This is a genomic window from Amycolatopsis sp. lyj-90 (genome assembly GCF_046549035.1).
Lineage (GTDB): Bacteria > Actinomycetota > Actinomycetes > Mycobacteriales > Pseudonocardiaceae > Amycolatopsis.
The window spans coordinates 171,463-196,103 of record NZ_JAJPWP010000007.1 but is presented as its reverse complement, the minus strand read 5'-3'; the positions used below and the strand labels follow the sequence as shown (position 1 = coordinate 196,103).

Sequence of the window (24,641 nt, the reverse complement as noted above, 5' to 3'; positions counted from 1 at the left end):
GATCAGCTCCTCACACAAGGTCCTGCGGGGTTTCGCCCGCGGTCTGGTCGGCCGGCTTTTCGGCGGTGGACGGTTGCTGCTGCCCGGAACCGGCCGTCTTCTTCACCAGGTCGATGCCCTGTTTGAGCACTTTGGTGGCGGACGTGGCCAGTTCGAGGGCGCTGGTGACGTCCGCCGCGCTGTAGGTGATCGCGGCGGTCTTGACCTTCGTCGAGTCGGTGACCATCTCTTCGGTCATCTTCGTCATGAACGCGGCCATACTCGCGGTCGCCGCCTTGTCCAGCACCGACATCGCGATACCTTCGAAGAGGCCGGTCAGGTTCGGCGGCGTCCCCAGCCGCGCGAGTGAAGGCGGCATCTCCGGGGCGGTGAGCTTGCTCGAATAAGCGCTCATCGATTCGGTATCCGCGTTGATTTGATCGGGCATCTACCCCTCCTCACTGTCCGGCGCGGTAGCGCGGACCACTGTCTTCTTGTTCGACCTGCCACAACTCTTCGTCGAGCAGCTGGACCGTGTCGTTTTCCCGGTCCCAGCGCCGGGGCGCGGGAGCCGGTTCCGCCGCCCGCACGGCCGGACGGCCACGTCCCGACCGGCCGGCCAGCGAAACTCCCGGTGTCACCCCGGATTTGCGGTCGCGAGACCTTCCCGTGGCGGCATGCTCGGCGGCGCCGGGCTTGATCCCGCCGCCCGTTTTCGCCCCGCCGTGCTGTGGTTGCTGCTGTGCCGGCGGCATCGCCCCCGCACTGCCGGAGGTGCTCGCGCCGCCGGAACCCGTGGCGGTCAGGGAGGCCGCCACCGGCGGGAAGGCGGCGTTGCCGATGCCACCGGGCGACGACGGCCCGGTCGGCGCGACCGGGGAAGGCGATCCTCCGGCGGCGGAACCACCGACGGGGCCCGCTCCGCCTCCGGCGAGACTGGGCAGACCCGAAGGATCCGGGGCGCCGTCGCCGATCCGGGCGAGCCGCTGCGCGACTTCCGAGGGCGAGAGCGAGTCTCCCGGGCCGAGTGGATCGAGGGGATCGAGCGGCGTCGGGGTGGGTGAGCCCGTTCCGCCGCCCAGCAGCTGCTGGGCCGATTGCATCGCCTGGCTCAACGCGTCCAAGGCTCCCGGCGCCGCCTCGAGGGCGGCCTTGAGCGGATCCGTGGTCTCCGGCGCCGTCGGTTCCGTGGGCGAGGGCTCCTGCGGTTGCGGGTCGGTGGGGGACGGCGCGGTACTGGGAGAAGCCGAAGCTGGACCGGGGTTCGTGGCCGGACTCTGCCGGCCTTGACGGGAAGTGGCGGCCCGCGGGCCCTTCCATTCCACGCCGACGGCGCCCCGCATGCCCAGCGCCGCGGCCGTGTACAGCGGCTCGAGTTTGGTGATCTCCGCGGCGATCTTCCCCTCGATGTCCTGCCGCTGCTTGCCTTTGTCCTCATCGGACAGTCCGTTGTAGTGGATGACCAGCCGCTCCGCGGCGCGCTGGGCCGCCCACAGCCCGCTGTCCAGGGCATTGATGGTGTCGAACACGTTCGACGCGGTGACGTGGTTCCCGACGGTGATCCTGGTGCCCGGGTCGGTCCAGGACTTCATGACGGCGAGGTCCTGATTCACCCTTTCCAGGAATTTCCGTCCGGCGGCGTCCGGCCAGTGGTCCTGGGTGACGAGCTGATTCGCCTGCTGGTGCAGAAGTTTCGCCTGGTCGCCGATCCAGGTCCGCGCCTCCCGCCACAGCCACTGGGTGGCCGCGAGTTTGGGGATGTGGCCCTGCACTTCCGCGTAGATCCGGTTGTACTGCTCTTCGATGGACGCCACGGCTTCCTCTCAGCGCCGTCCGGCACGCGGGTCGAGCAACCGGGGGTCGAGATCCGGAGGATTTCCCGTGGGCCGGGTGACGAAAGCGGTCAAGATCTCCTGGCGGCCCGTTTCGTCGGCCCGGAGGTAGTTCACGGCCGTCTGCTGGACGAAGGCGGCGTAAGCGGCGAATCCCTGCTCGACCTTCGTGATGAAGGTCTGGAGCTTGGGAATGGTTTCGTTCTCCACATGCGTGAGATGGATGCAGAAGGCATCCAGCCCACCCTGGCACGGTGTCGCCTCGCCTATCCGGGAGATGGGGCTGACCGGGGTCGCTTCGATACTGCTCATGAGCCGCGACGCGAACTCGCGCATGGCGTCCGTGTCACCCTTGATGTGGTCACCGCTCATCGTCACTCCTCACGTCGTTTCCGGTCATCGCGCTCAGTCCCGCGCGGGGAGCCAGGCGAGCTGCACCAGGTCCTTCTGGCCCCGGCGGTCCACCAGCCAGCCACGTCCCGGCGGCAGGACCTGCGCCCGCATCCCGCCCAGCAGCGGGCCTTCGTCCCGGTCGCCGGACATCATCAGGCCGGGCGTGCCGACTTCCCGCATCCTGCCGAGGAAGGGCTCGAACAGGCCCCGGCCCGCACCACCGGTACGGCGGGCCAGCACCACGTGCAGGCCGACGTCCGAACCCTGTGCGATCAGCGGCAGCAGGGCCATGAGCGGATGTTCCTTGTGCGTGGCCACCATGTCGTAGTCGTCGACGAGGACGAAGATCTCCGGCCCCTGCCACCAGTTCCTCTTCCGCAGCTGCTCGGGGGTGACGTCCTTGCCGGGTAGCCGTTTCCTCAGCGCCGTCGCGGTCTCGGCGAGCAGACGTCCGCTGTGCTCGTCGTTGGTGCCGTAGCCGAGGAGGTGTTCCTCGTCCACTTCGCCGAGCAGGCTGCGGCGGTGGTCGACCAGGATGATGCGGGCCTCGTCGGGCCGGTACGCCTTCTGGATCCGCTTGGTGAGCACCCGGAGGAACGACGTCTTGCCGCTCTGGGTGTCCGCCAGCACGAAGAAGTGCGGGTCGGTGGCGAAGTCGAGCCGCATCGGCGACAGATCCCGTTCGTGGATCCCGACCGCGAGTCCCGGCTCCTCGCCTTCCGTGCCGTCGGCGGGAGGAAGTTCTTCGTAGGGAAGGATTCCGGGCAGCAGCCGGACCGACGGCGCCGGTTCGCCCGGCCAAGCCGACTTCACCGCTTCGACGAGCGTTCCGAGGCCGTCGGCGAGGTCGTCCGCGTCCGTGACACCGTCGATCCTGGGCAGTGCGACCAGCATCTGGTGCGCGCTCATGGCGATTCCGTGGCCCGGCGCGTCGGCGGGCACGCTCATCGCGGCACGCCGGTCGATCACGGAGTCGATGGGATCGCCGATCTTCAGTTCCAGCCTGCTGGCGAACAGATCCCGCACGTTCATCCGCAGATCGAACGACCGGGAGCAGCCCGCCACGACGTGCACGCCGTAGGACAGACCGCGGGCGGCGATGTCGCCGACCGTCTCCTCCAGTTCGGGGAAGTCGTTGCGCAACGTCTGCCAGCCGTCGACGACGAGGAAGACGTCGCCGTGCCGTTCCGCCGGGAACCGGTTCTCGGCCCGCAGCCTGCGATAGGTGGCGATGCCGTCGATCTGGTGCTCGGCGAACATCCGTTCCCGCTGGGCCAGGATCGTCGACACCTCCGCGACCGTCCGCCGGACGGCACCGGTGTCGAGCCTGCCCGAGACGCCCGCGACGTGCGGCAGTCCGGCGATCGAGGCGAGCGTTCCACCGCCGAAGTCGAGGCAGTAGAACTGGACTTCCCGTGGCGTGTGCGTGAGCGCGAGGCTGGTGATCAACGTGCGCAGGACCGTGCTCTTCCCGGTCTGCGGTGCACCGAGCACCAGGACGTGCCCCGCCGCACCGGTCAGGTCCAGCGTCAGCGGGTCGCGCCGCTGTTCGAACGGCCGGTCCACGATGCCCAGCACCGGCCGCAGCGAACCGCCCGCCCCGGCGGTGAGGCCGCGCAGGGGATCCGTGACCAGCGGGGGCAGCAAGGCGTCCAGGGTCGGTGAATCCGACAGCGGCGGCAGCCACACCTGATGGGCCGGGGTGCCCCGGCCCTCCAGCCGGTCGACCAGGATGTCCAGCAAGGTCTCGCCGACAGCGGCGTCGTCGTCCGGTTCCGTGGTCTCCTCCGGTTCGACGTCGAACTCCTCGGCGACGTAGGAGGTGGTGTATTCCCGCAGCACCAGGCGTTCTCCCGGCGTGGTGGTCACGCCGCCGCCCTCGGCACGCTGGTACACCCCGGAGACATAGGCGGAACGGAACCGGTCCATCGGCTCGGTTCCGACCTTTAGGAACCCGTGCCCGGGGGCGCGCGGCAGTTTGAAGGCGTCGGTGACCCCGAGGACGGCCCGGCTCTCCATTTCGGAGAACGTCCGGAGCCCGACCCGGTAGGACAGATGGGTTTCCAGGCCACGCAGCCTGCCTTCTTCGAGGCGTTGCGAGGCGAGCAGGAGGTGCACTCCGAGCGAACGCCCAACCCGTCCTATTTGGACGAACATGTCGATGAAATCGGGTTTGGCGGAAAGCAGTTCGGAGAACTCGTCGCAGATCACCAGCAGCGTCGGCACCTCGGGCAGCGGCGCTCCCGCCGCCCGCGCCTTTTCGTAGTCGCGCAAGGAGGAGAAGTTGCCCGCGGCCCGCAGCAGTTCCTGCCGCCGGATCAGCTCGCCGTTGATCGCGTCGGTCATCCGGTCGACCAGATGCAGTTCGTCGGCGAGGTTGGTGATCACCGCGCTGGTGTGCGGCAAGGCGCCCAGCCGGGCGAAGGTCGCGCCGCCCTTGAAGTCGACCAGCGCGAAGTTCAGCGAACTCGGCGGGTGCGTGACCGCCAGCGCGAGGACGAGCGTGCGCAGCAGTTCCGATTTGCCGGAGCCGGTCGCCCCGATCAGCAGGCCGTGCGGGCCCATGCCGTCCTGCGCTGATTCCTTGAGATCGAGTTCGATCGGGGCGCCGTCGGCCTGGATGCCGAACTGGACCCGGAGCCGGTCGCGATTCGGCCGCGGCTCCCAGGTGTCGGCCGGATCGAATTCGTACGGATCGCCCAGTTCCAGCAGTTCGGCGAGACCGAGTTCGGTGCTCATCGGGGCCTCGCCCCGGAGTCCCGCGGTCAGCCGCAGCGGTGCCAGCTGGCGGGCGAGCCCCTCGGCCGCGACCGGTCCCAGCCGGTCCGCCTTGCCCAGTGGTGCCTCACCGTCGATCGTCTCGCTGAGCATGTCACCGTTTTCGCCGACGGCGAGCACGACGGAGGTCCGGTCCAGCGCCCTCGGCGGCATCGTGGTCAGGTCCACGACGGTCACCCCTTCGACGCCGCCCCCGGCCATGAGGTGGGAGGAACCGGCGACCGCTCCGCCGTCGAGTACCACCACCAGATGCGGCCCGGGCAGCCGGACGTCCGATTCGGGATCGAACCTCGGCCGTTTGGCCAGTTCCTCTTCCAGCATCGACTCGAGGGCCGGGACACTCGGGGCCACCAGACGAAGCGGGCCGAGCGCGTCCGAGCGCTCGGGGTGCAGCGCGTGCGGCAGCCACTTGGTCCACTCCCAGGCCGCACGGCGGTCTTCGCCGGTGCAGATCGCGATCCTCAGGTCGTCCGGGGAATGCAGGGTGGCCAGCTGGCTCAGCGTCGCGCGCAGCATGCCGAGGACGGCGTCGGAATCTCCGCGCAGGTACACCCGGCTGAAGCCGTTGATCGCGATGGCGATCGGCAATCCATCCACAGTGGAATACGTGGTGATGAACCGGCGCAGCGCCAGCGCGGACAGCGGCTCGAGCTCTTCGAGCGGTTTGGTGTCGGGGGCGACCACGGTGGTGCCCGGGCTCTGCGCGCTCAGACCGATGCGGGCGACACCGAAGTCCGGGTCCTCCTTGCGCCGCTCCCACAGACGGTAGCTTCCCGCCAGCGACCACAAGGTGTCCGGATCCGGGTGCAGGTACGCCATCGCCTCGCGCTGCTTGTGGATCGACCGCCGCAGGCGCAACCGGTGCTGGGCGAGATGCCGCAGGTACTTCCGGCGGGCGTGGCCCATTTCCCGTTTGCTCGGGCCGCAGCCCTGAAGGAATCCCATGACGACCATGCCGAGCATGCCGACGCCCATGATCCCGTAGATGGCGAAGCGCATCGATCCCGTCATGCTGCCCGAATACATTAGGAGCATCCCGGCCGTCATCGCCACCATCGGGAGCACCATCAGCACCTGGGCCCACTGCCGGGCGGGCGGCGGCGGGATCTCCGGCGGTGGCTGAAGGATCAGCTCACCGGACGGCATCTCCGGGCCCGGCCTGCGGGTGGGGCGCTTCACCACGACTGTCGACACGACACCGATCGTCCGCCACCGGAATGGCTCCGGGACCGGGCTGGCAGGAAGCTGCCGACCACCGGAAGGGGCCGTGATCGCTCACTAACTTGGACGAGGTAAGGGATCACCGATGTCGTGGAATGGAGGAACACATGAGTTACGACCAGATCTACGGCGCCACACCGGAAATGTCCTCGTTCGGGCTGAAGACCAGGTCCATCGGCGAAGACATCAACGCTCAGGTGCAGTCGAGCCTCAGCAGCATCGAAGGGCTGAGCGGGGGCTGGAACGGGCAGGCGAACCGGGCGTTCGAGGGGGTCGAGATCAACCGGCAGGGAAGCTGGACCTCGAACACCCAGAACATCGACACCATGGCCGATGGGATCGTCCAGACGGCCGGCCGTTACTCCGACGCGGACGACCAGGCGACCACCGCCATCTCCCAGGTCATCTAGCCGGATTGGTTGAAGGGGAACAGCAATGTCTGACGGACTCATTTCGGCGAGGTTCGGCGACCTCCACTCCATCGCCGGCGGCCTGCAGACTGCCATGGGCCAGCACGAGCAGTCGCTGGACGACCAGCGGCACGAAGCGCTGCGCTCGCAGGACTTCTGGGGCGGCCAGAACAACGAAGAGATGTACGCCAGGGTGATGCAGGATCGCAAGATCGCCGACGAGGACATCCAGCGTGGCCAGCACCAGGGCCGGGCCACGAGCTCGACCGCGGACGGCTACCAGGACTGCGTAACCCAGTGCAGCGCGCTTTTCGGCTAGCCGGAAGCGTCACGCACGAAGAATCCCCGGAGCGCGAAGCTCCGGGGATTCTTTTCGCTCATGGGGCAGGGTGCGGGTACCGAGTGGGTCGGGTTGGTCGTGAGTGGCGTTTCGGGTTGGAACCCGAAACGCCACTCACGACCAGCCGGCCGGTGCGCTGCCTTGCGCTCAAGGCTCGGAGATCAAGAAGACCTGCTCCGGTGGCTCGACGACGGGCGGTTGATCCGGCACGGCGGCCGCGCGGACGGGTTGCCAGCGGCGGCGTCGTCCACGGGGCGCGATCACCGCGATCAGTGCGGCCAGCACGATTCCGGTCACCGCGGCGACGGTGAGCCATTTCGCGACCTCCGCCGTTCGCTTGTCGCCGGCCTCCCGGTCGAGCCGCGCCTGATCCGGGGGCGGTGGGACGAACGCGGGCAAGGCGGCGGGTTTCTGCGGATCGAGGCCGTCGGTCACCGCCCGGTAAGGGTCGACCAGCCCGGCCCCGTAGGCGGGACTGCCCTGACCGCCGCGGGCCGGAGCCGCCGTCGCCACCAGCCTTCGCGCGACCTCGGCGGCGCTGAGAGCGGGCCAGGCGGAGCGCACCAACGCGGCGGTGCCGGTGACGAACGGTGCGGCGAAGCTCGTGCCGTCGACATAGGCGTGGCCCGCCACCCTCGTCGCGGTCAGCACCTTGGCACCCGGGGCGACGAGGTCCACGTACCGGCCGACCTGGGATCCCTGGATCCGCGCGCCGTCGATGTCCACCGCCCCCACCGCGAGCACGCCGGGGTAGGAAGCGGGATAGGACGGCAGTTCGGTGGACGCGTCCCGCTGCGCGTTGCCCGCCGCGGCCACCACCAGGACGTCCTTCGCGACCGCGTAGGCGACGGCGTCGCGGATGACGGCGAAGTCTTCGTGCCCCGCCAGCGAGAGGTTCAGTACCCTGGCGCCCTGGTCCACGGCGTACCGGATCCCGTTCGCCACGACCTGCGGGTCGATCCGCAGGGATTCGCCTTGGTCGCCGACGTCACGATCACTGATCCGCACCGGCAGGATCCGCGCGTCCGGGGCGACCCCGTGGAAACCGACTCCGGCCGCCGGATCCGCGGCCACGATGGCGGCCACCCCGGTCCCGTGCGACACGCAGTCGAACGAGCCGGGGTAGCTACCGGCGAGATAGAAGTCCCGGCCGGGAAGGACTTTCCCCGGCCGTTGAAGCTGCGGATGGTCCGCGTCGACACCGGAGTCGACCACCGCGACGAGCACCCCGCCGCCGCGGCTGTGGGGCCAGGCATGTCGAGGATCGAGCACCTGTTGCGCCCAGGGCTGCGCCGGTACGGCCGGCCTCGCCGGTTCCGGGGAGTGACAGGCGCCGGGCGGGGGTGCCGCCCGGGCCGGGGGCGTCGATCCGAGGAACTGGGCCGTCATGGCGACCGCCGCGGCCATCGCGGCCACCTGGTTTCGCTTCACTGGTTCAGCTCCCGACGGGCTTGCCGTAGTGGTGGAGGATGTCGGTGAGTTGCTCGAACGGTGCCGAGGTACCGCCGTCGAACCGGCACCAGACGGCCTTGCGCGATCCCGTGCCCAGGAGCTTCACCCGCGCGGCCGGAGTCCGGCGCGCGTGTGCCACGCCGAACGCCGAGACGAGCTCGTGTCCGAAAAGGACTCCATAGGGCAGTGCGGGTGGCGCGGGAACGGAGGTGCGCAGTCCGTGGGTCCGACCGGGATGCGCGGCGACGACCAGGCGGGTCACGGTGCCCGCGCATTCGGCGGCGAGGTCTTCGATGCGGCGGGTGTCGACCGACCCCGCCGCCGGGCCGCTGAGCCGGAGTTCCTCGACGACGTCGTCGTCCACTTGCGACACTTGGAGCCGCCCGGTCACGCCTTCCCCGACAACGACCAGAGAGGCCGGTCGCGGAGCGCGGAGAAGGCAATGGGTGGAGATGCCGGAGATCGACCACGGTTCGGTGGCCGGTTCCGCGACACCCCAGCCGACCGGCCCGGCGCCGGTGAGCGTCCGCATCGCGAGTTCGGTACTCCGGCCGAGCCGGAGCGGTTCGCCCGCCGGATACGACGTGGTGATCCGGACTTCGAGATCCCCGCTGCCCGGTGAGTACTTCCGTGGCGCGGGGATCGTCGCACCCGGTTCCGGGACGAACCGGACTCCGTTCCAGGCCAGCGCGAGCCCCAGGAAACCGTCGCGATACGCACCGGAGTCTTCACGGACGACCCAGCCGGCGCGCGCGTCGGTGATCAGCGACTCCAGCGGGTAGGTGAGTCCGCTTCGCGTGCCGGTCACGAGTTGCAGCACCCGTCCGCTTTCCACGGCGTTCCTCGCCGCGTCGACCAGCCAGGTGGAGGCGGGAACCACCGCTCGGAACTGTTCGGCCACGAAGGCCTCGGAGGTGGTGCTGTCGGCCCCGGGATGCCCGCTCATCGGCTCGCCCACGACGTGCCGCCGGTCGCGGCGACCAGGGCGGCGGTGAACCGCCGTGCCGCGGTTTCCGCTTCGGCGTCACCTTCCGGGGCACGGGCTTCCACCCACCACACCGGTGGCGGCGCCTCCACACCGAGCAGCCGCCGCACCTCGCCCGGCACCCGGACCAGCCGCGCGCTCTCGATGGTCAGCAGTACCCGCCCCTCGGGATGCCTCAGCAGGAACAGCAGGCGGTCTTCGTCGGCGTCCACTTCGGACAGCGGGCTCGCGGCCCGGATCGCCGAGACGAGGGTGTCGGCGTCGGGTTCCCGGCGGCACAGGCCGATTACGTCGAAGGTCATCCGGTCCGCTCCTTTCTCCGCCCCCATGGTCGTGCCACCGGGAACGCGATCGGCGCCCGTGACAGCAACAGGTCATGCGGCCCCGCGAAGCCCTCAGCGACGACAAGCTGGCGGAGACGCGACAGGGGAGGTGCCATGGATTCGCCGTTCCAGCTGGACATGCGGGCCGAATACGGGCGGCTGGCCGAGGACATCCGCTCCACCCAAGGGCGGATGGCCCGGATCCGGGCCACCGCCGAATCCGACGACGGCCTGATCGGCGTGACCGTCGGCGGCGCGGGTGAGCTCGTCGAACTGTGGCTGGACCCGCGGATCTACCGCGCTCCGGATTCGGCCGCGCTGGCACGGGAGATCACCCGGACCTTCCACCGGGCCGTCGAACGGTCCCAAGAAGAGGTCATGGAGATCGTCGCGGGTTTCCTGCCCGCAGACGCCGCCCCCGAGACGACGGATCTGCGGTTCGACCCGCTGTTGCACGAACTGGATCGGAGGCGACGGTGAGCGGTATCGACATGTCCCCCGGCGAGACGACGGGACAGCTGAACAGGCTGCGCGCCGCCGGGGACGTCCTAGAACCGGCCTGGCTGCTCCAGCGCGGCAAGATCGACGCCCCCGGCCAGATCGGCGGCGGCCCGCTGGGACGAGCCTTCACCACGCTCTACTCGGCACCGAGGACCGCCGTGGCCGGTGCCATGGACCAGATTCCCGGGATCTACCGGCAACTGGCGGACAACGGCGGCCAGGCGGTGCGGGCCTACCAGGCCACCGACGAGGCCGCCGCCGGCCAGTACGACCGGTGAAACCGCCGCGGTCATGACCGACATCGTCGAGCCGGACGGGGACCTCTGGAACTGGGTGGTCCGGAACGGCGGCCAGGCCAAGGAAGCCATCTGGCCGTCGGACAGCGAAACCGCCGCCGGGGACCTGGCGACGGCGTGGACCGAATCCGCGAAGGCGCTGCGCGACGCCGTCCAGCTTTCCGACAGCGCCGCGGGGGAGGTGCGCAAGGTTTGGCGGGACGCCGCCGGTTTCGAGTTCTACTACGCCATCCACTCCTTGAACAACGGTTCGCCCGGCGAGACGGGGATCAAGGAGATGGCCGTCGCGATGGACAGTTTGTCCGGGGCCTGCCGCGACTACGGGAATCTCATCGTCTCGGCGAAGCACGCCGTCCGGAAGCACATCTCCGACAACAACGAGCTCTTCGGCCGGTGCACCAGCTGGGCGGCGCAGACGGTGTTCGCCATCAAGGTCGCCCAGCAGATCGCGACGCTGATGACCGAGTTCGCGGCCAAGGTCGGCAAACCGGCGGGCGAAGAGACCAAAAAGCCGAAGAAGCCGAAGGGGTTCTGGGGGAACGTCGGCGCGTTCTTCGTCGGTATCGGCGAAGGCGCCGTCGAGATGTTCGTGGGATTCGCCGCGCTGGCGGGCTACGGTGACGGCCACTTCTCCTGGTCGACCTTCGGCGAAGCCTGGAAGGGCCTCGGCAAGTTCGGCTTGGCCGTCGCGACCTACACGTCCCCGGCCCTGGCACACCTCGACCAGACCGTCGGACTCCCCGGCTTCGAACGCGGCGCCATGGGCGACACGCTGAAGGAAGCCGGCAAGGCGATGGTCGCGTGGGACACCTGGAGCGAGGACCCTTCCCGCGCGGCGGGCAAGACCACCTTCAACATCGCCAGCGCCGTGCTCGGCACCAAGGGTGCGGGCGCGGGGCTCCGCGGTGCCGGTGCGGCGGCGGCCGGGAGCAAGGTCAGCGCCGTCGCCGCCGTGGGCCGTGTCGCCGAAAAGGCGGGGACGGCGATCACGAAGATCCCCACCGGCACGGAACTGGCCGCGAAGGCCGCCCGCAAGATCCCCGGCGTCGACTCGCTGCTCTCGAAGGTGGGACTCGGGCACACACCCGCGGTCGACACCCCCTCGCCGCAGCACGCCCCGCGAACGCCGGACGACACGCCGCCTACGAATCCGCCGGGAACCCGGACCCCGGACGGCCCACCGCCCGAGCGGCCGCCGAACCGGCCGCCCGGTGACAGGACACTGGATCACGTTCCCGATGAGCGACGGCCCACCAGAGCGCCGGAAGAACGTACTCCGGAACCCGTCACGCGCCCCGATCCCGCGGCGCGTCCCGAGCCCTCGACCCGGCCCGAGCCCTCGACCCGGCCTGAGCCGGCGACGCGGCCCGGTTCCGTCGGCGAAGCCATGGAGCAGGGCTCGCGGCACACACCCGGGAAGGACGTCCCCGAACAAGGTTCTCCCCCTCCCAAAGCGAACGAGGAATCCCCAGCCGCCCCGACGCGGGAACAAGAGACCGCGCCGCCCGCTCGTGCCGAGAACTCGCCCGAGGCGGCGACCCGGCCCGCAGCCGAGGCGCCCGCCCATCACGAGCGGACGAACACCTCGAACGGGGATCCCGAAGCGACGGGACACCGGGCGAGGGACGCGGACGAGTTGAAGGCCACCATCAACCCCGAGACCGGCGAAGTCCGGATGTCCGACCGGGTCGACCCGGCCGACACGCGCGAATCGACGGGGCTCCCCGAGGAGGAGACCGTCCGGAAGGCGCAGCAGGAATGGGCGACGGCCGCCCCCGTCCAGCCGAAGACGCCCACCCAGAAGGCGATCTACACGACGGCCCGCGTCCTCGGGCTGGTGCACGTCGGGGAGGACATGGCGCTGGGGCACCACATCACGCCCAGCAGCGACCCGCCGACCCCGCATCCCACCAAGGAGCCGTCGCCGAAGGACAAGGAGAAGACGCCGGAGAAGAAGTCCACTTCGGACACCCTGCCGGACGGCGACCCCGGTCTTCCGCCGAAACGCGACACCACGTTCGTCGACGTGGACCTCGACGCGAGCAAACCGCGCCACGGCGACCCCCCGGAGGCGGACCCCACGCCCGAACCGCCCGACCCGACGCCTGTCGGACCGCGTGACCCCAAACCGGATCCCACTCCGCGACCGGCGGGCGGAGCCGCCGAAATACCACCCGCGCACGAGCCCCGGACGCTCACTTCGAACGGCGACCCCGTGGCGGCGGGGCAAGTACCGTCCGCCCGTGCCGGAGAGGCCGCGACAGCCACCCGCTCGCATCCGTCGAACCGGGGCATGGGGGACCTGTGGCCGGAACCCGGGCCGCGCAGGCCGGGTTCGGGGTTCCCGATGGGCGGCTTGATTCCCGACCAGCTTCACCGGCGGCCGGAGCTCCCGACGCGGGGCGGCGACCACCCGCGGCACCCGGATCCCGTCCGCACGCCGGATCCGCCCCGCACACCGGATCCGGACGTTCCGCCGCCACGGGACATCGAGTCCGCCATCAACCCGGAATCGGCGTCTCCCGGCGGGAACCACCACGACGGGGGAGACACCGGAGACCCGCCTCCGCCCCGTGAGGAAACGGGGGTCCCGGACCAGGACCCACTGGGCCCGCACCGCGCGCCCGACCCCGATCTGGACCCGCAGATCCAGACACGCTGGCACGAGCCCGAATTCGACCACGTGGAGCCGAGACATCTGGGCGAGAACGATTCGTTCTTCGCCTCCTCCGGCGGCCTGGAGGCCCGCACCCGGTACGACGTCTACGGTCCCGACGGCACCGTGCGCAGCCATGCCTACACCGATGGCCGGGGTGTGGTGACCCATGTCGACGCCGTGGCGCCGAACAACCGGCACCACATCAACCCGGAAGTCGCCTGGCCCGGCCGCAACGCCGACTACCGGGTCCAGGTCGGCCATCGGGTGGACTCCTTCGCGACCAAAGCCGACGGCACGACCCACACGGTGACCTCCAAGAAGCCTGTGGACACCATTCACGGCAGGCAGTTCGTGACCCGCAACGCGGACGTCACGACGCCGAACCCGGCGTCGAAGACGGTGCGGGTACCGAACGAGGACATCCCCGCGCCCAAAGTGGACGAACCGTTCAGCCGCCGGACGGATCTCACACCGGACACCCGGTACCACGTGGTCGACGCCGAAGGCAATCCTCGCGGGACCTTCCAGACCGACGAAACGGGCAAGGTCAAGTGGATCGACACCGACCAGCATCCGGGCCGGGCGAACCCGGAACTGGCGAACCGCCTCGGCGACGCCAACTACCGGATCGACCGCGGGCCGATGCACCAGGAGTACCGCGTCGACGCCGACGGGATCCCCGAGCCCGGCGTGAAGTACGAACGACCCCGCACGGAAGGGCCTCCGGTGCACCACGACCGCGAGGTCGGTCAGTCCGAGGCATTCAACCGGAAGCACTCGGACGCCGACGGGAATCCCAAGCTGGACGCGGACGGAAACCCCACGCTGGCGCCCAAGCGGGCGCATACGGTGACCGACGAATACGGGCAACCCCGCGCGACCCACTACACCGACGCGGACGGGAAGATCACCCACGTCGAGGCGGAGACCGGCCAGCGCGGGCGGAAGAATCCCGAAATCGAGCACGGGGACAAGATCGGCGCGGACGTCACCCAAGACGGTTTCTACGGGACCAAGAGGGCGAAGAATCCCGAACACACGTGGCCGAAGCCCGACAACGAGGTCACCTACAACGCCAAGGACCAGACGTTCACCGGGGGGAAGACCGACGACTGGACACCCCGGCAGCACGAGCAGGTGACGAAGGACTTCAACAACAAGCGCGGCAGACAGTTCACCAATCGGACCGATCTGCCGCCGAACACGCGCTTCACCCTCCTGGACAAGGAGGGCATGCCGTACGGGACCTTCCAGACCGGACCCACCGGAGCGGTCACCCATGTGCACACCGGGAAACCGTTCGACGCGGACCTGAACCGGCCGCCGAGGTCGGCGGTGGTCAGCGTGGACGAAGGCACCGCCTTCCATCGCACCGACGCGCGGGGTAACACGGTGGCGACTTCGGGCGTGCCGGACCCGGACGGACACACCCAGCTACGACGGGACTGGTCGGCCCAGTCGGAGGTCGGTGGCCGCGGCGGCAAGAACACACCGGCCCCCGGCGAAAAGACGAAGAACATCGACGACGGTGGTCACCACCGCGGTACCGCCCGGGGCGGCGGTGGTGAGGCGATCAACCAGGGCACTCAAGGACGGCATCAAAACCAGGGGAAGCACAGTCCTCTGACTCATCGGGACGATTCGTTCTACGGGCTCGAACGCAGCCAGGACGACGCGGGAACCGTCGTTTGGGAAGATGTCTTCGAGGTTCGTGATCGCGGGGTGGACGACGCCCACTCACGCCACGTCCGGTGGCGAGAAGTCGACGAAGACGGCAGGACGACCATCCACGTGAGGAGTTTCCCCAATGACCACAACGTCGAACTCTGGCCCGCGGGCTTCCGTGCCTGACGACGACCCGGCCGAGCTGGAACAGCAGGTGGGGAACGCGCTCGTGGACCTCGTCGGGGAGCAGGGCTGGCGCCGGATCGACCTGATCAGCCGGATGACCGTGCCGGTGCAGGATCTGGCGCTGACCGTCCTCCGCGACGACGGTTCGTCTCTCGAGATCGCCCCGCCGGTGGAACTGAACCGCCCCCTGGCCCGGTTGCGCGTCGCGCAGTACCGGCGTGAGCCGGAGCGTGGTGCTTGGTTCTCCGCGCGGTTCACCCTCGAGTCGTCGGGCGCGTTCTTTCGCAGCTACAACCGCGACTACGAACCGGACTGGAATCCGGCCATCGAGGATTCGAACTACGCGGAGGATCTCAAGCTGTTCGCGAGGGAACTCGAACACACCCCGGAGTGGCTGCTCGACAAGCTTCCCGAATGGAAGGACCGCCCGGCCCCGCCGGAAAAGGACGTCACCGAACTGATCCCGTTGAACCAGGCGCAGGTCGGTGAGGTGGTCACGGCGTTCCGCGATCATCTGACGCAGCACCTGCCGGTCGACTGGCAGCAGGTCTTCGTCGATTTCCGGTCGGTCGGGGGCTATGTGGAGGTCCGCGCCCAGGTGCTGACCGTTTTCGGGCAGGCGATCGAGTGGGAGCCGCCGGAGGCGATCCCATTCTTCACCGGTCTGCGGGGCGGGATGTACAGGCGTGGGGAAGGAACCTGGACCTCCGTCAAGTTCCAGCTCGTGGTCAGCGGGAAGTTCGGCGCCGAATACGGCTGGTACGACGAGCCGGATTGGGACCACCGCCCCGACGCGAGGTTCTTCGAGGAGGAACTGCGGATGTACCCGCGTGAGGACGAGCGGGTTCCCGGCTGGCTGCGCGAAGGCGCGGAACCCCGGCGCTAGGGGTTCCGCGCGGTTCCCGCCTCAGTTCGGGATGACCGGGAACCGCAGTTCGAAGATCGCGCCGCCCTCGTCGGCGTTGTACACCGCGAGCGTGCCGCCGTGTGCCTGCGCGACCCACCGCACGATGGACAGCCCGAGCCCGGAAGACCCGCCGGTGCTGGAGAACCGGTCGAAGGCGTCGCCCGCCATCGTGGTGTCGATCCCCGGGCCGTGGTCCGCGACGGTCACGGTGCCGCCGGCGACGGTCAGGTGCACGAACGCCTTCGCGCCGGGTTGGCGGCCGTAGCGCACGGCGTTGTCGAGGAGGTTGCCGATCGCCCGTTGCAGCAGCGCGGGATCGGCGTTGATCTTCGTGGGCGCGGCGGTGACGGTGACTTCGGCGCTCTCGGTCGCGGTGTCCTCGACCACGCCGACCACCAGCTGGTCGAGCCAGATCGGCTGGATGCTCAGCTGTTCCACGCCCGCGGCGAGCCGGGCCCGGACGAGCAGGTCGTCGATGATCCCGCCCATTCTCGCCGCGAGGCGGACGGTGCGCGGCAGGAGTTCCGCGGACTGGGCGGGGTTGGCCATCGCGGTTTCGGCGAGCGCGCGCAGTGCCGCGACCGGGGTGCGGAGGTCGTGCGCGGTTTCGGCGAGCAGGACTTCCTGTTGCTGCAAGGCGGCGGCCGCGGGCCGGATCGAACGGCCGGACAGCAGATGGCCCGCGAAGCCCAGTACCGCGATCAACAGGACGGTGCCGCCGATCACCAGCAGCGTGAATTGGGTGTGCGCGTCGTCTTCGACCGCGGTGGGCTGCACCGCGACGACGGCCGCGAACGTTTTGCCGTCGGTGTCGCGCAACGGTTCGGCGCGGACCTTGACCACGTCGCCGTTGGTCGCCTTCTGGTGGCCTTGCACCAGCTTGCCGGTCCGCACCGCTTCCGTGGCGAGGCCGTTCAACAACTGCGCGCTCATCGGGACGCAACTCGCCCGCGAAAGGTGTGCCTGGAACGCGGGCGCCCCGCCGGGCAGGATCGCGAACTGCGGGCAGCGGTCGTTCAGCACATCGGTGTTGACCAGGCCGAAGTCGACGGTGCCGTCGAAGGCGACCAGCCTGCTGACCGACGACGTGACCTGGAGCAGCGACGCGTCGATCCGCTGCTCGCCCTGCTCGCCGTCTTCGCTGATGAGCAGCCAGGCGAAGAGGACCAGCCCGAGCGTGTTCATCACCGTGAACAACGCGGTCAGCAGCCAGCGCAGCCTGCGCAGCCGGTCGGCCGAAGAATGGGTGTTCACCGGGTGCCCAGCCGGTAGCCGAGGCCGCGGACGGCGTGGATCAGTTCGGGTTCCTTCAGCTTGCGGCGCAGCCGCTTCACCACCACGTCGACCACATTGGACATCGGATCGGCCTGCTCGTCCCAGCAGTGCTCGATCAGATCCGCCCGCTTGACCGGCAGTCCCGCCCTGGTCAGCAGGTATTCGAGCACGGCGTACTCCTTGTTGGTCAAGGTGAGCAGCACGCCCGCGCGGCGCACCTCACGCCGCGCGCAGTCCATCACCAGGTCTTCGTGGTGCAGCACCGAGGGCCGGTCGAACGCGGACCGGCGGCACAGGTTGGTCACCCGCTCGGTCAGCTCGGCCATCACGAACGGCTTCACGAGGTAGTCGTCGCCGCCGTGCTCGAATCCGGCCACCCGGTCGGCGAGCGCGTCGCGGGCGGTGAGGAACAGCACCGGCGCCCGCCAGCCCAGCTGCCGTCGCATGTGGACGTACTCGATGGCGTCGCCGTCCGGCAGCATCCGGTCCAGCACCACGCAGTCGTGGTGCGTTCCGCGCAGCAGCCGGTCCGCCGTCGCGATGTCGCCGGCGTCGTCGACGACGAAGCCGGCCGCGCGCAGCTGCGTGACCAGCGCGAGCCGCAGATTCCCGTCGTCTTCGACGACCATCACCCGTGTCATCAAAACCTCATGTTCGGACAGCGAAAGTAGACGCATGCAGTCACCCCGGCCCGCCGCGCAGGCCGTGCCGCCCCTGAACGCTAACGCGTCGGGCGGCACGGACGGCCCGGACGGCGGGAACTGGCATGAACAGGACGTCGTCGGCGGCACCGCGCCGGGGAAGAGGGAGGTACCTGCGATGACCGTGCAGACCGGACAGCTCAGCCTGGTCGTGGGAGCGGCCCCGGCCCGCGACCGGACGGGGCTCGGCGAACTGCTCGCGGAGGCGACCGGCGAAGTGCTCGTCATGAGCACGGGGACGGACTCCGCGTTCCAGCGGATCGCGCTCGCGAACGTGCGCCCCGGCGTCCGCCACAAGGTGCTCTCCCCGGATTCCGCGCGGATGTCCGGCGCGCTCAACCGGCTTTCGCGGGCCGGGGCCGAGGTGCGGACCGACGCCGAGGTCCCGATGGACGCACTGGTGATCGACCGGACCTCGGTGATCCTGCCCGCGGACGGCAGGCAGGCCGGTACCGCTATCTTCCGGCTGCCGGGGGTGGTCACCGCGACGGTCGGCCTGTTCGAGCGCATCTGGCAGGCCGCCGCCCCGCTCGTCCCGCTGGACCTCGCGGAGCCCGAGGACGCGTCGATGCTGACTGGCCGCGAGCAGGAGTTGCTGACGCTGCTCTTCTCCGGCACGACCGACGAATCCGCCGCCGCACGGCTCGGTGTCTCGGTGCGCACGGTGCGCCGGATGGTCGCCGACATCATGAACCGGCTCGGCGCGCGCAGCAGGTTCCAGGCGGGCGCCAAGGCCGTCGACCGCGGCTGGCTGATGGCCAAGGCGGGCTGATGACCCTCTCGACTCCTGGCCGGGTCCTGCTGGTGGCGCGACGGCCCGGCGCGTATCCGACCATCGGCGACGCCCTGGCGGAAGCGTCCGACGGCGCCGTCATCACCATCGCGGGCGGCGAATACGCGGAGACCGTCGAACTCACCCGCCTGCGGGTGACCCTCGCCGCGGTGGAGGGCGCCACCGTCGTCGTCGACGCCCGCGGCGCCGACCGGCCCGCCTTCCGCACCACCGGCGGAGCACTTGTCCTGAAAGGGATCGAACTCCTGGCGGGCGGCGCGTCCGCCATCCAGGCCGATGACACGGAACTGACCGTCGAGCGCTGCACCGTCTCCGGCGGGCGCGGGCCGGCGATCGCGATCCGCGGCACCACGGCGTTCACGCTGACCGGCTGCGTGATTTCGGCGGCGGAGCAGGGGATCCTCGTCGACGGCGCGCCCGGCAGGATCGCGGACACCACCATCGAAGACGTGACGGGGGACGGGATCACCCTCGGGCAGGGCGCCGATCCGGTGGTGACCGGCTGCACGGTGACCGGCTGCGGGCTGCGGGGTATCTACGTCTACCAGTACGCCCGGCCGGTCATCGAAGGCTGCGTGATCTCGCACACCGGTTACGAGGGGATCGCCGTGGCGCATCACGGCGCGCCGGTGCTCAGGCGGTGCTCGATCACCGACACGCGCAGCTCGGGGATCGCGTTCGCGTCCGGCTGCGGTGGCGAGATCTCCGCATGCCAGGTCGGAAACACGGCGGAACCGGGGATTTCGATCGCCGAGGGGGCGACGCCGGTCCTCAGCGAGACCGCGGATCCCGGCGGAGCCGGGGACGACGCCCTGGACGAGATGCTCGCCGAACTCGACGCGATGATCGGTCTTCCCGGGGTGAAGGAAGAGGTCCGCGCGCTGGTCGACGAGTTGCAGGTCAACGAATGGCGCCGCCGGGCCGGGCTGCCGATCGGCGCCGCCGGCCACCACCTGATCTTCGCGGGCGCGCCCGGTACCGGGAAGACGACGGTCGCGCGGATCTACGGCAAACTGCTGAAGGCGCTGGGAGTCCTGCCGATCGGCCAGTTCCGTGAGGTCTCCCGGCGGGATCTCGTCGGGCAGTACATCGGGCACACCGCGGAGAAGACCGCGACCGTGTTCGAGGAGGCCAAGGGCGGCGTCCTGTTCATCGACGAGGCGTACACGCTTTCGCGGCTCGCCGGGTCGGGCGGCGACTTCGGCCAGGAGGCGATCGACACCCTGGTCCCGTTGATGGAGGAGCATCGCGACGAGGTGGCGGTGATCGTGGCCGGGTACACCGGCGAGATGGTCGACTTCCTCGCCGCCAACCCCGGTCTCGCGTCCCGCTTCGGCAAGACGATCGAGTTCGAGAACTACAGTCCCGGCGAACTGCTCGCCATCTTCGGGCGGATGGCGTTGGCGGGGGACTACGAACTCGATCCCGAAGCCGCCCCGGTGCTGACGGAGCACTTCCGGCTCGTTTCCGGCGACGTCAACTTCGGCAACGCCCGGGACGCGCGCCGGTTGTTCGAGAAGGTGCGCAAGGCGCAGTCGCAACGCTTGCGGCTGCTGGGCCGGATGCCCGCCGTCGAGGAACTGCGCGGGTTGCACGTGGCCGACGTGGAGGCCGCCATCTCGCGATAACGTGCAGGTGTGCGGGTGCTGGTGACCGAGGACGACGAAAACTTGCGGGTGGCGCTGGAATTCGCCCTGCGCGGAGACGGGTTCGCGGTGGACACCGCCGCCGACCTGCCCGGCGCCGACGAGGCGCTGACGGTGAACGCCTACGACTGCGCGGTGTTCGACCGGATGCTCCCTTCCGGTGACGCCCTGCTGTACGTGCGCAACCGGCGCAGCGCCGGATGGCCGTTGCCGGTGCTGTTCCTGACCGCGCGCGACAGCGTCGCCGACCGGATCGACGGGCTGCGTGTCGGCGGCGGCGACTACCTGGTCAAGCCGTTCGCGATGCCGGAACTGATCGCCCGTGTGCGCAGCCTGTGCCGACGCGACATGGCCGGGCAGGCGGTGATCCTGCGCTGCGCCGACGTCGAACTCGACACCGGCAGGCACCAGCTGTCGCGGGCGGGTGTGCTGCTCACCGTGACCCGCAAGGAGTATCTCGTCATGGAACGGCTGATGGCCGCGTCCGGGCGGCCGGTCTCCCGGCGGGAGCTGATCCGGTACGCGTGGGACGAGATGGCGGATCCGGCGTCGAACGTGCTGGACGTGGTGATCGCGCGGCTGAGGCGGAAGCTGAAGGGGCCGCCGCTGATCCACACCGTGCGGGGCTCGGGTTACCGGATGTCGCCGAGCTGAAGGGCGCTTTCCCCGCATGTCATGCGGGGAAAGCGCCCTTCGCCTCGTGAGACGCGGGGAAAGTCCCCTTCAGCCCCCGCCCGCGGGCTGTACCCGGCCCGGATGTGCCATGCTCGACAGCGCACGAGGCGGCGAAACCGAGAGGTGACGAGGGTGTCCATCTGGGCAGGCGTGATCAATTTCGTCCGGGCGCGATACGAAGTGCTCGAAGAACGGGGCGACTGGCTCCGGTTCCGGGTCGACACCGAAGACGGCCGTGGCCAGCAGGTCACCCTGCACCATCTGCCGGACCACGACGGGCTGGAATGGGTCGAGCTCTCGTCCCCGGTCGGCTGGGCGGACAAGATCGACCTGCGGCGCCTGCTCGAACTGGCGGGCGGCGACTCGGTCGGCGGCGCGGCGATCGTGGACGGCGTCGCCCTGCTCAAGCACACGGTCCCGCTGGCCGACCTGAACCTGCAGAACGAGTTCGGGCATCCGCTGACGTCCCTTGTCGCCCGCGCGGACGCCTTCGAGCACGAGCTCACCCGGGCCGACGAGTTCTGATAGGACGGTAGAACGTGAAGGGCCCCCTGCTCACAGCATGAGCAGGGGGCCCTTCACGTATTCCGAGAGGGCTCAGAGGCGCTCCTGCAGCGCGTCCGCGGCGGCGAGCAGATCCGCGGCCCACCGGGCCCCCGGCTTACGCCCTATGCGTTCGATGGGCCCGGAAACCGACACCGCGGCGACGACGGTGCCCGTCGAATCCCGCACCGGCGCCGAGACACTCGCCACACCCGGTTCCCGCTCCGCCACGCTCTGGGCCCAGCCGCGACGGCGGACTTCGAGCAGTGTGCGCTCCCCGTACACCGCTTCGGAAAGGATCGTCCGCTGCGTGTGCGGATCCGACCAGGCGGCGAGCACCTTTGCGCCGGAACCCGCCGTCATCGGCAGCCGTGAACCGATCGGCACGGTGTCACGGAGCCCGCTGGGCGGCTCCGCGGTCGAAACGCAGACGCGCTGGACGCCGTCGCGACGGTAGAGCTGAACGCTTTCCCCGGTGATGTCGCGCAATTTCGGCAGCACCGAACTCGCCGCGTCGAGCAACGGGTCGGTCGAACCGCCCGCCAGTTCCGCGAGCGCGGTCCCCGGCCGCCAGCGCCCGTCGGGGCCCCGGCGCAACAGGCGATGCACCTCGAGACCGACCGCGAGCCGGTGCGCCGTCGCGCGCGGCAGTCCCGTCCGCGTGCACAGTTCCGCCAGGCCACAAGGATCTTCGGCCACGGCCTGAAGCACGGCCACGGCCTTGTCGAGTACTCCGATACCGCTATGCTGTCCCACAAGCCGATACTATCTTCCCGAAGTTTGAGATGTCCAGATGGTGGGAAGTACCTATTTCACCGCATGTGAGGAGCCGGAAATGCCCCGGACACTGGCCGAGAAAGTGTGGGAGTCGCACCTGGTGCGGCGCGGCGAGGGGGCCGAGCCCGACCTGCTCTACATCGATCTGCACCTGCTGCACGAGGTCACCAGCCCGCAGGCCTTCGACGGACTCCGGCTGGCCGGCCGGAAACTGCGCCGCCCCGACCTCACCATCGCGACCGAGGACCACAACGTCCCGACGATCGACATCGAGCTGCCGATCGCGGATCCCGTGTCCCGGACGCAGGTCGACACCCTTCGCAACAACTGCAAGGAGTTCGGCGTCCGGCTGCATCCGATGGGCGACGCCGAACAGGGCATCGTGCACGTCATCGGCCCGCAGCTGGGCCTGACCCAGCCCGGGATGACCGTGGTGTGCGGCGACAGTCACACCTCGACGCACGGTGCCTTCGGCGCGATGGCCTTCGGGATCGGCACCTCCGAGGTCGAACACGTGATGGCGACCCAGACCCTGCCGCTCCGTCCATTCAAGACGATGGCGATCACCGTCGACGGCACCCTGCGCCCCGGCGTCACGGCGAAGGACGTCATCCTCGCGGTGATCGCGAAGATCGGCACCGGCGGCGGACAGGGCTACGTCCTCGAGTACCGCGGAGAAGCCATCGCGAACCTGTCGATGGAAGCCCGGATGACGGTGTGCAACATGTCCATCGAAGCCGGCGCGCGCGCCGGGCTCATCGCGCCGGACGAGACGACGTTCACGTATCTGAAGGGCCGTCCGCACGCGCCGCAGGGCGCCGACTGGGACGCCGCCGTCGAAAACTGGCGCGAACTCCGCACGGACGACGACGCCGTCTTCGACGCCGAGGTTCGCCTGAACGCCGACGAGCTCACGCCTTTCGTGACCTGGGGCACGAACCCGGGCCAGGGTCTCCCGCTGGGCGCCGAGGTGCCCGATCCCGAGCGGATCGGCGACGAGAACGAGCGCATCGCCGCTGAAAAGGCCCTGTCCTATATGGACCTGAAGCCCGGCACGCCGCTGCGCGAGATCTCGGTGGACACCGTCTTCCTCGGCTCGTGCACGAATGGCCGTATCGAGGACCTGAGGGCCGCCGCGGACGTCCTGCGCGGGCACCGGGTCGCCGAATCCGTCCGGATGCTCGTCGTCCCCGGCTCGATGCGTGTCCGCCAGGCGGCGGAAGCCGAAGGGCTGGACCGGGTCTTCACCGAAGCGGGCGCGGAATGGCGTCAGGCGGGCTGTTCGATGTGCCTCGGCATGAACCCGGACCAGCTCAAGCCGGGCGAGCGCAGCGCGTCGACCTCGAACCGCAACTTCGAAGGCAGGCAGGGCAAGGGCGGCCGGACGCACCTGGTCTCGCCCCTCGTCGCGGCCGCGACGGCCGTGCGGGGAACCCTGTCCAGCCCCGAAGACCTGCAGCCCGCCACCGCCCGCTGACATCGCTGACATCCGCGAAGGAGTTCCCAACCATGGATGCGTTCACCCACCACACCGGCGTCGGGGTCCCGCTGCGCAGGTCCAACGTGGACACTGACCAGATCATCCCGGCGGTCTACCTCAAGCGCGTGAGCCGCACCGGCTTCGAGGACGGTCTCTTCGCCGCCTGGCGCTCCGACGAGTCGTTCATCCTCAACCAAGAGCCCTTCACGAGCGGGTCGGTCCTGGTCGCGGGCCCGGACTTCGGCACCGGTTCCTCCCGCGAGCACGCGGTCTGGGCCCTGATGGACTACGGCTTCCGCGCCGTGATCTCGTCCCGGTTCGCGGACATCTTCCGCGGCAACTCGGGCAAGCAGGGCCTCGTCGCCGCTCAGGTCGAGCAGGCCGACGTCGAACTGCTGTGGAAGCTGCTCGAAAACGAGCCTGGGACGGAGGTCACGGTGGACCTCGAGTCGAAGACGGTACGAGCCAAGGACTTCACCGCGCCCTTCCAGATCGACGACTACACCCGCTGGCGGCTCCTCGAAGGGCTCGACGACATCGCCCTGACACTCCGCCACGCGGAGGAGATCGACACTTTCGAGATCCAGCGCCCCTCCTGGAAGCCGGTGACCCTCCCGGCGGCCACCTCCTAGGCCCGGTCGAAGGGGGCGGATTCCCTTGCTGAGCAGGGAATCCGCACCCCGGCCGAGGGTCCTTCGCAGAGCCCCGAAACCACACCGAACGGCACCTCTAGAGGCCCCGGAGGGGTCCCTCGAGAGGCGGAACAGCCCCCGAGGCAAGGGAAATTTCCGCGCGTCGTTTGGAATTTGTGCTGCATTGGTAAT

22 protein-coding genes are annotated in these 24,641 nt (G+C 69.7%); 12 read left to right on the top strand and 10 right to left on the bottom strand.

Annotated features, from left to right (window positions below; genetic code table 11):
• Window positions 1–10: 10 nt before the first annotated feature.
• The 4 genes from ACLJPX_RS27225 to eccCa are packed head-to-tail and all read right to left on the bottom strand — an operon-like array spanning window position 11 to window position 6,176.
• On the bottom strand, window positions 11–427 hold the full coding sequence (locus tag ACLJPX_RS27225) for a hypothetical protein (RefSeq protein WP_410602888.1): 417 nt from the start codon (window positions 425–427) through the stop codon (window positions 11–13).
• Window positions 428–437: 10 nt separating this feature from the next.
• Window positions 438–1,793 carry a hypothetical protein gene (locus tag ACLJPX_RS27220; RefSeq protein ID WP_410602886.1) on the bottom strand — a complete coding sequence of 452 codons (1,356 nt, stop codon included), beginning with the start codon at window positions 1,791–1,793 and terminating at the stop codon, window positions 438–440.
• A gap of 9 nt (window positions 1,794–1,802) precedes the next feature.
• On the bottom strand, window positions 1,803–2,183 hold the full coding sequence (locus ACLJPX_RS27215) for a hypothetical protein (protein WP_410602884.1): 381 nt from the start codon (window positions 2,181–2,183) through the stop codon (window positions 1,803–1,805).
• 33 nt (window positions 2,184–2,216) lie between these two features.
• On the bottom strand, window positions 2,217–6,176 hold the full coding sequence (eccCa, locus tag ACLJPX_RS27210) for a type VII secretion protein EccCa (RefSeq protein WP_410602882.1): 3,960 nt from the start codon (window positions 6,174–6,176) through the stop codon (window positions 2,217–2,219).
• Between the two features lie 134 nt (window positions 6,177–6,310).
• Between eccCa and ACLJPX_RS27205 the strand changes: the two genes are divergently transcribed.
• Window positions 6,311–6,613, top strand: coding sequence for a WXG100 family type VII secretion target (locus ACLJPX_RS27205; RefSeq protein WP_410602880.1), 303 nt, complete (start codon window positions 6,311–6,313; stop codon window positions 6,611–6,613).
• A 25-nt stretch (window positions 6,614–6,638) separates the two neighbouring features.
• Window positions 6,639–6,932 (top strand): hypothetical protein, encoded by a 294-nt coding sequence (locus ACLJPX_RS27200; protein ID WP_410602878.1) that lies wholly within the window; start codon window positions 6,639–6,641, stop codon window positions 6,930–6,932.
• 168 nt (window positions 6,933–7,100) lie between these two features.
• Here ACLJPX_RS27200 and mycP read toward each other — a convergent pair whose 3' ends face one another.
• From mycP to ACLJPX_RS27185, 3 genes are read right to left on the bottom strand one after another with little or no spacing between them, the layout of a single operon-like run.
• A complete protein-coding gene (gene mycP, locus ACLJPX_RS27195; RefSeq protein WP_410603486.1) occupies window positions 7,101–8,360 on the bottom strand; it encodes a type VII secretion-associated serine protease mycosin in 1,260 nt (419 codons plus the stop codon).
• A gap of 28 nt (window positions 8,361–8,388) precedes the next feature.
• Window positions 8,389–9,351 carry a DUF6177 family protein gene (locus ACLJPX_RS27190; RefSeq protein ID WP_410602876.1) on the bottom strand — a complete coding sequence of 321 codons (963 nt, stop codon included), beginning with the start codon at window positions 9,349–9,351 and terminating at the stop codon, window positions 8,389–8,391.
• Complete coding sequence (locus tag ACLJPX_RS27185) at window positions 9,348–9,692, bottom strand: hypothetical protein (RefSeq protein ID WP_410602874.1); 345 nt, start codon at window positions 9,690–9,692, stop codon at window positions 9,348–9,350. Before ACLJPX_RS27185 ends, ACLJPX_RS27190 begins: the two co-directional genes overlap by 4 nt.
• 135 nt (window positions 9,693–9,827) lie before the next feature.
• Between ACLJPX_RS27185 and ACLJPX_RS27180 the strand changes: the two genes are divergently transcribed.
• The 4 genes from ACLJPX_RS27180 to ACLJPX_RS27165 are packed head-to-tail and all read left to right on the top strand — an operon-like array spanning window position 9,828 to window position 15,906.
• Complete coding sequence (locus tag ACLJPX_RS27180; protein ID WP_410602872.1) at window positions 9,828–10,193, top strand: YbaB/EbfC family nucleoid-associated protein; 366 nt, start codon at window positions 9,828–9,830, stop codon at window positions 10,191–10,193.
• Entirely contained in the window at window positions 10,190–10,492 is a 303-nt protein-coding gene (locus ACLJPX_RS27175; RefSeq protein WP_410602870.1) for a hypothetical protein, read from the top strand. The genes ACLJPX_RS27180 and ACLJPX_RS27175 overlap by 4 nt, the downstream gene beginning before the upstream one ends.
• A gap of 13 nt (window positions 10,493–10,505) precedes the next feature.
• Entirely contained in the window at window positions 10,506–15,020 is a 4,515-nt protein-coding gene (locus ACLJPX_RS27170) for a hypothetical protein (RefSeq protein WP_410602868.1), read from the top strand.
• Entirely contained in the window at window positions 14,977–15,906 is a 930-nt protein-coding gene (locus ACLJPX_RS27165) for a hypothetical protein (RefSeq protein ID WP_410602866.1), read from the top strand. The genes ACLJPX_RS27170 and ACLJPX_RS27165 overlap by 44 nt, the downstream gene beginning before the upstream one ends.
• 21 nt (window positions 15,907–15,927) lie before the next feature.
• Here the strand turns inward: ACLJPX_RS27165 and ACLJPX_RS27160 are convergent, their stop codons facing one another.
• Together ACLJPX_RS27160 and ACLJPX_RS27155 are read right to left on the bottom strand one after the other, a co-directional pair.
• Complete coding sequence (locus tag ACLJPX_RS27160) at window positions 15,928–17,181, bottom strand: sensor histidine kinase (RefSeq protein ID WP_410602864.1); 1,254 nt, start codon at window positions 17,179–17,181, stop codon at window positions 15,928–15,930.
• The gene (locus ACLJPX_RS27155; protein ID WP_410602862.1) at window positions 17,178–17,843 is read right to left on the bottom strand and encodes a response regulator transcription factor; all 666 of its coding nucleotides are present in this window, start codon (window positions 17,841–17,843) and stop codon (window positions 17,178–17,180) included. Before ACLJPX_RS27155 ends, ACLJPX_RS27160 begins: the two co-directional genes overlap by 4 nt.
• A gap of 178 nt (window positions 17,844–18,021) precedes the next feature.
• On the opposite strand from ACLJPX_RS27155, the gene ACLJPX_RS27150 reads away from it, so the two are divergent.
• The 4 genes from ACLJPX_RS27150 to ACLJPX_RS27135 all read left to right on the top strand — a co-directional run bounded on the left by ACLJPX_RS27150 (window position 18,022) and on the right by ACLJPX_RS27135 (window position 21,542).
• Window positions 18,022–18,675 (top strand): helix-turn-helix transcriptional regulator, encoded by a 654-nt coding sequence (locus tag ACLJPX_RS27150; protein WP_410603484.1) that lies wholly within the window; start codon window positions 18,022–18,024, stop codon window positions 18,673–18,675.
• Window positions 18,675–20,324 (top strand): right-handed parallel beta-helix repeat-containing protein, encoded by a 1,650-nt coding sequence (locus ACLJPX_RS27145; RefSeq protein WP_410602860.1) that lies wholly within the window; start codon window positions 18,675–18,677, stop codon window positions 20,322–20,324. The genes ACLJPX_RS27150 and ACLJPX_RS27145 overlap by 1 nt, the downstream gene beginning before the upstream one ends.
• A gap of 9 nt (window positions 20,325–20,333) precedes the next feature.
• On the top strand, window positions 20,334–20,996 hold the full coding sequence (locus ACLJPX_RS27140) for a winged helix-turn-helix domain-containing protein (protein WP_410602858.1): 663 nt from the start codon (window positions 20,334–20,336) through the stop codon (window positions 20,994–20,996).
• Between the two features lie 153 nt (window positions 20,997–21,149).
• The gene (locus ACLJPX_RS27135; protein ID WP_101609849.1) at window positions 21,150–21,542 is read left to right on the top strand and encodes a hypothetical protein; all 393 of its coding nucleotides are present in this window, start codon (window positions 21,150–21,152) and stop codon (window positions 21,540–21,542) included.
• 72 nt (window positions 21,543–21,614) lie between these two features.
• Here ACLJPX_RS27135 and ACLJPX_RS27130 read toward each other — a convergent pair whose 3' ends face one another.
• Window positions 21,615–22,316 carry an IclR family transcriptional regulator gene (locus ACLJPX_RS27130; protein WP_005158149.1) on the bottom strand — a complete coding sequence of 234 codons (702 nt, stop codon included), beginning with the start codon at window positions 22,314–22,316 and terminating at the stop codon, window positions 21,615–21,617.
• Window positions 22,317–22,395: 79 nt separating this feature from the next.
• On the opposite strand from ACLJPX_RS27130, the gene leuC reads away from it, so the two are divergent.
• Window positions 22,396–23,814, top strand: coding sequence for a 3-isopropylmalate dehydratase large subunit (leuC, locus tag ACLJPX_RS27125; RefSeq protein WP_410602855.1), 1,419 nt, complete (start codon window positions 22,396–22,398; stop codon window positions 23,812–23,814).
• Window positions 23,815–23,846: 32 nt separating this feature from the next.
• The gene (gene leuD / locus ACLJPX_RS27120) at window positions 23,847–24,449 is read left to right on the top strand and encodes a 3-isopropylmalate dehydratase small subunit (RefSeq protein WP_410602853.1); all 603 of its coding nucleotides are present in this window, start codon (window positions 23,847–23,849) and stop codon (window positions 24,447–24,449) included.
• Window positions 24,450–24,641 lie beyond the last annotated feature (192 nt).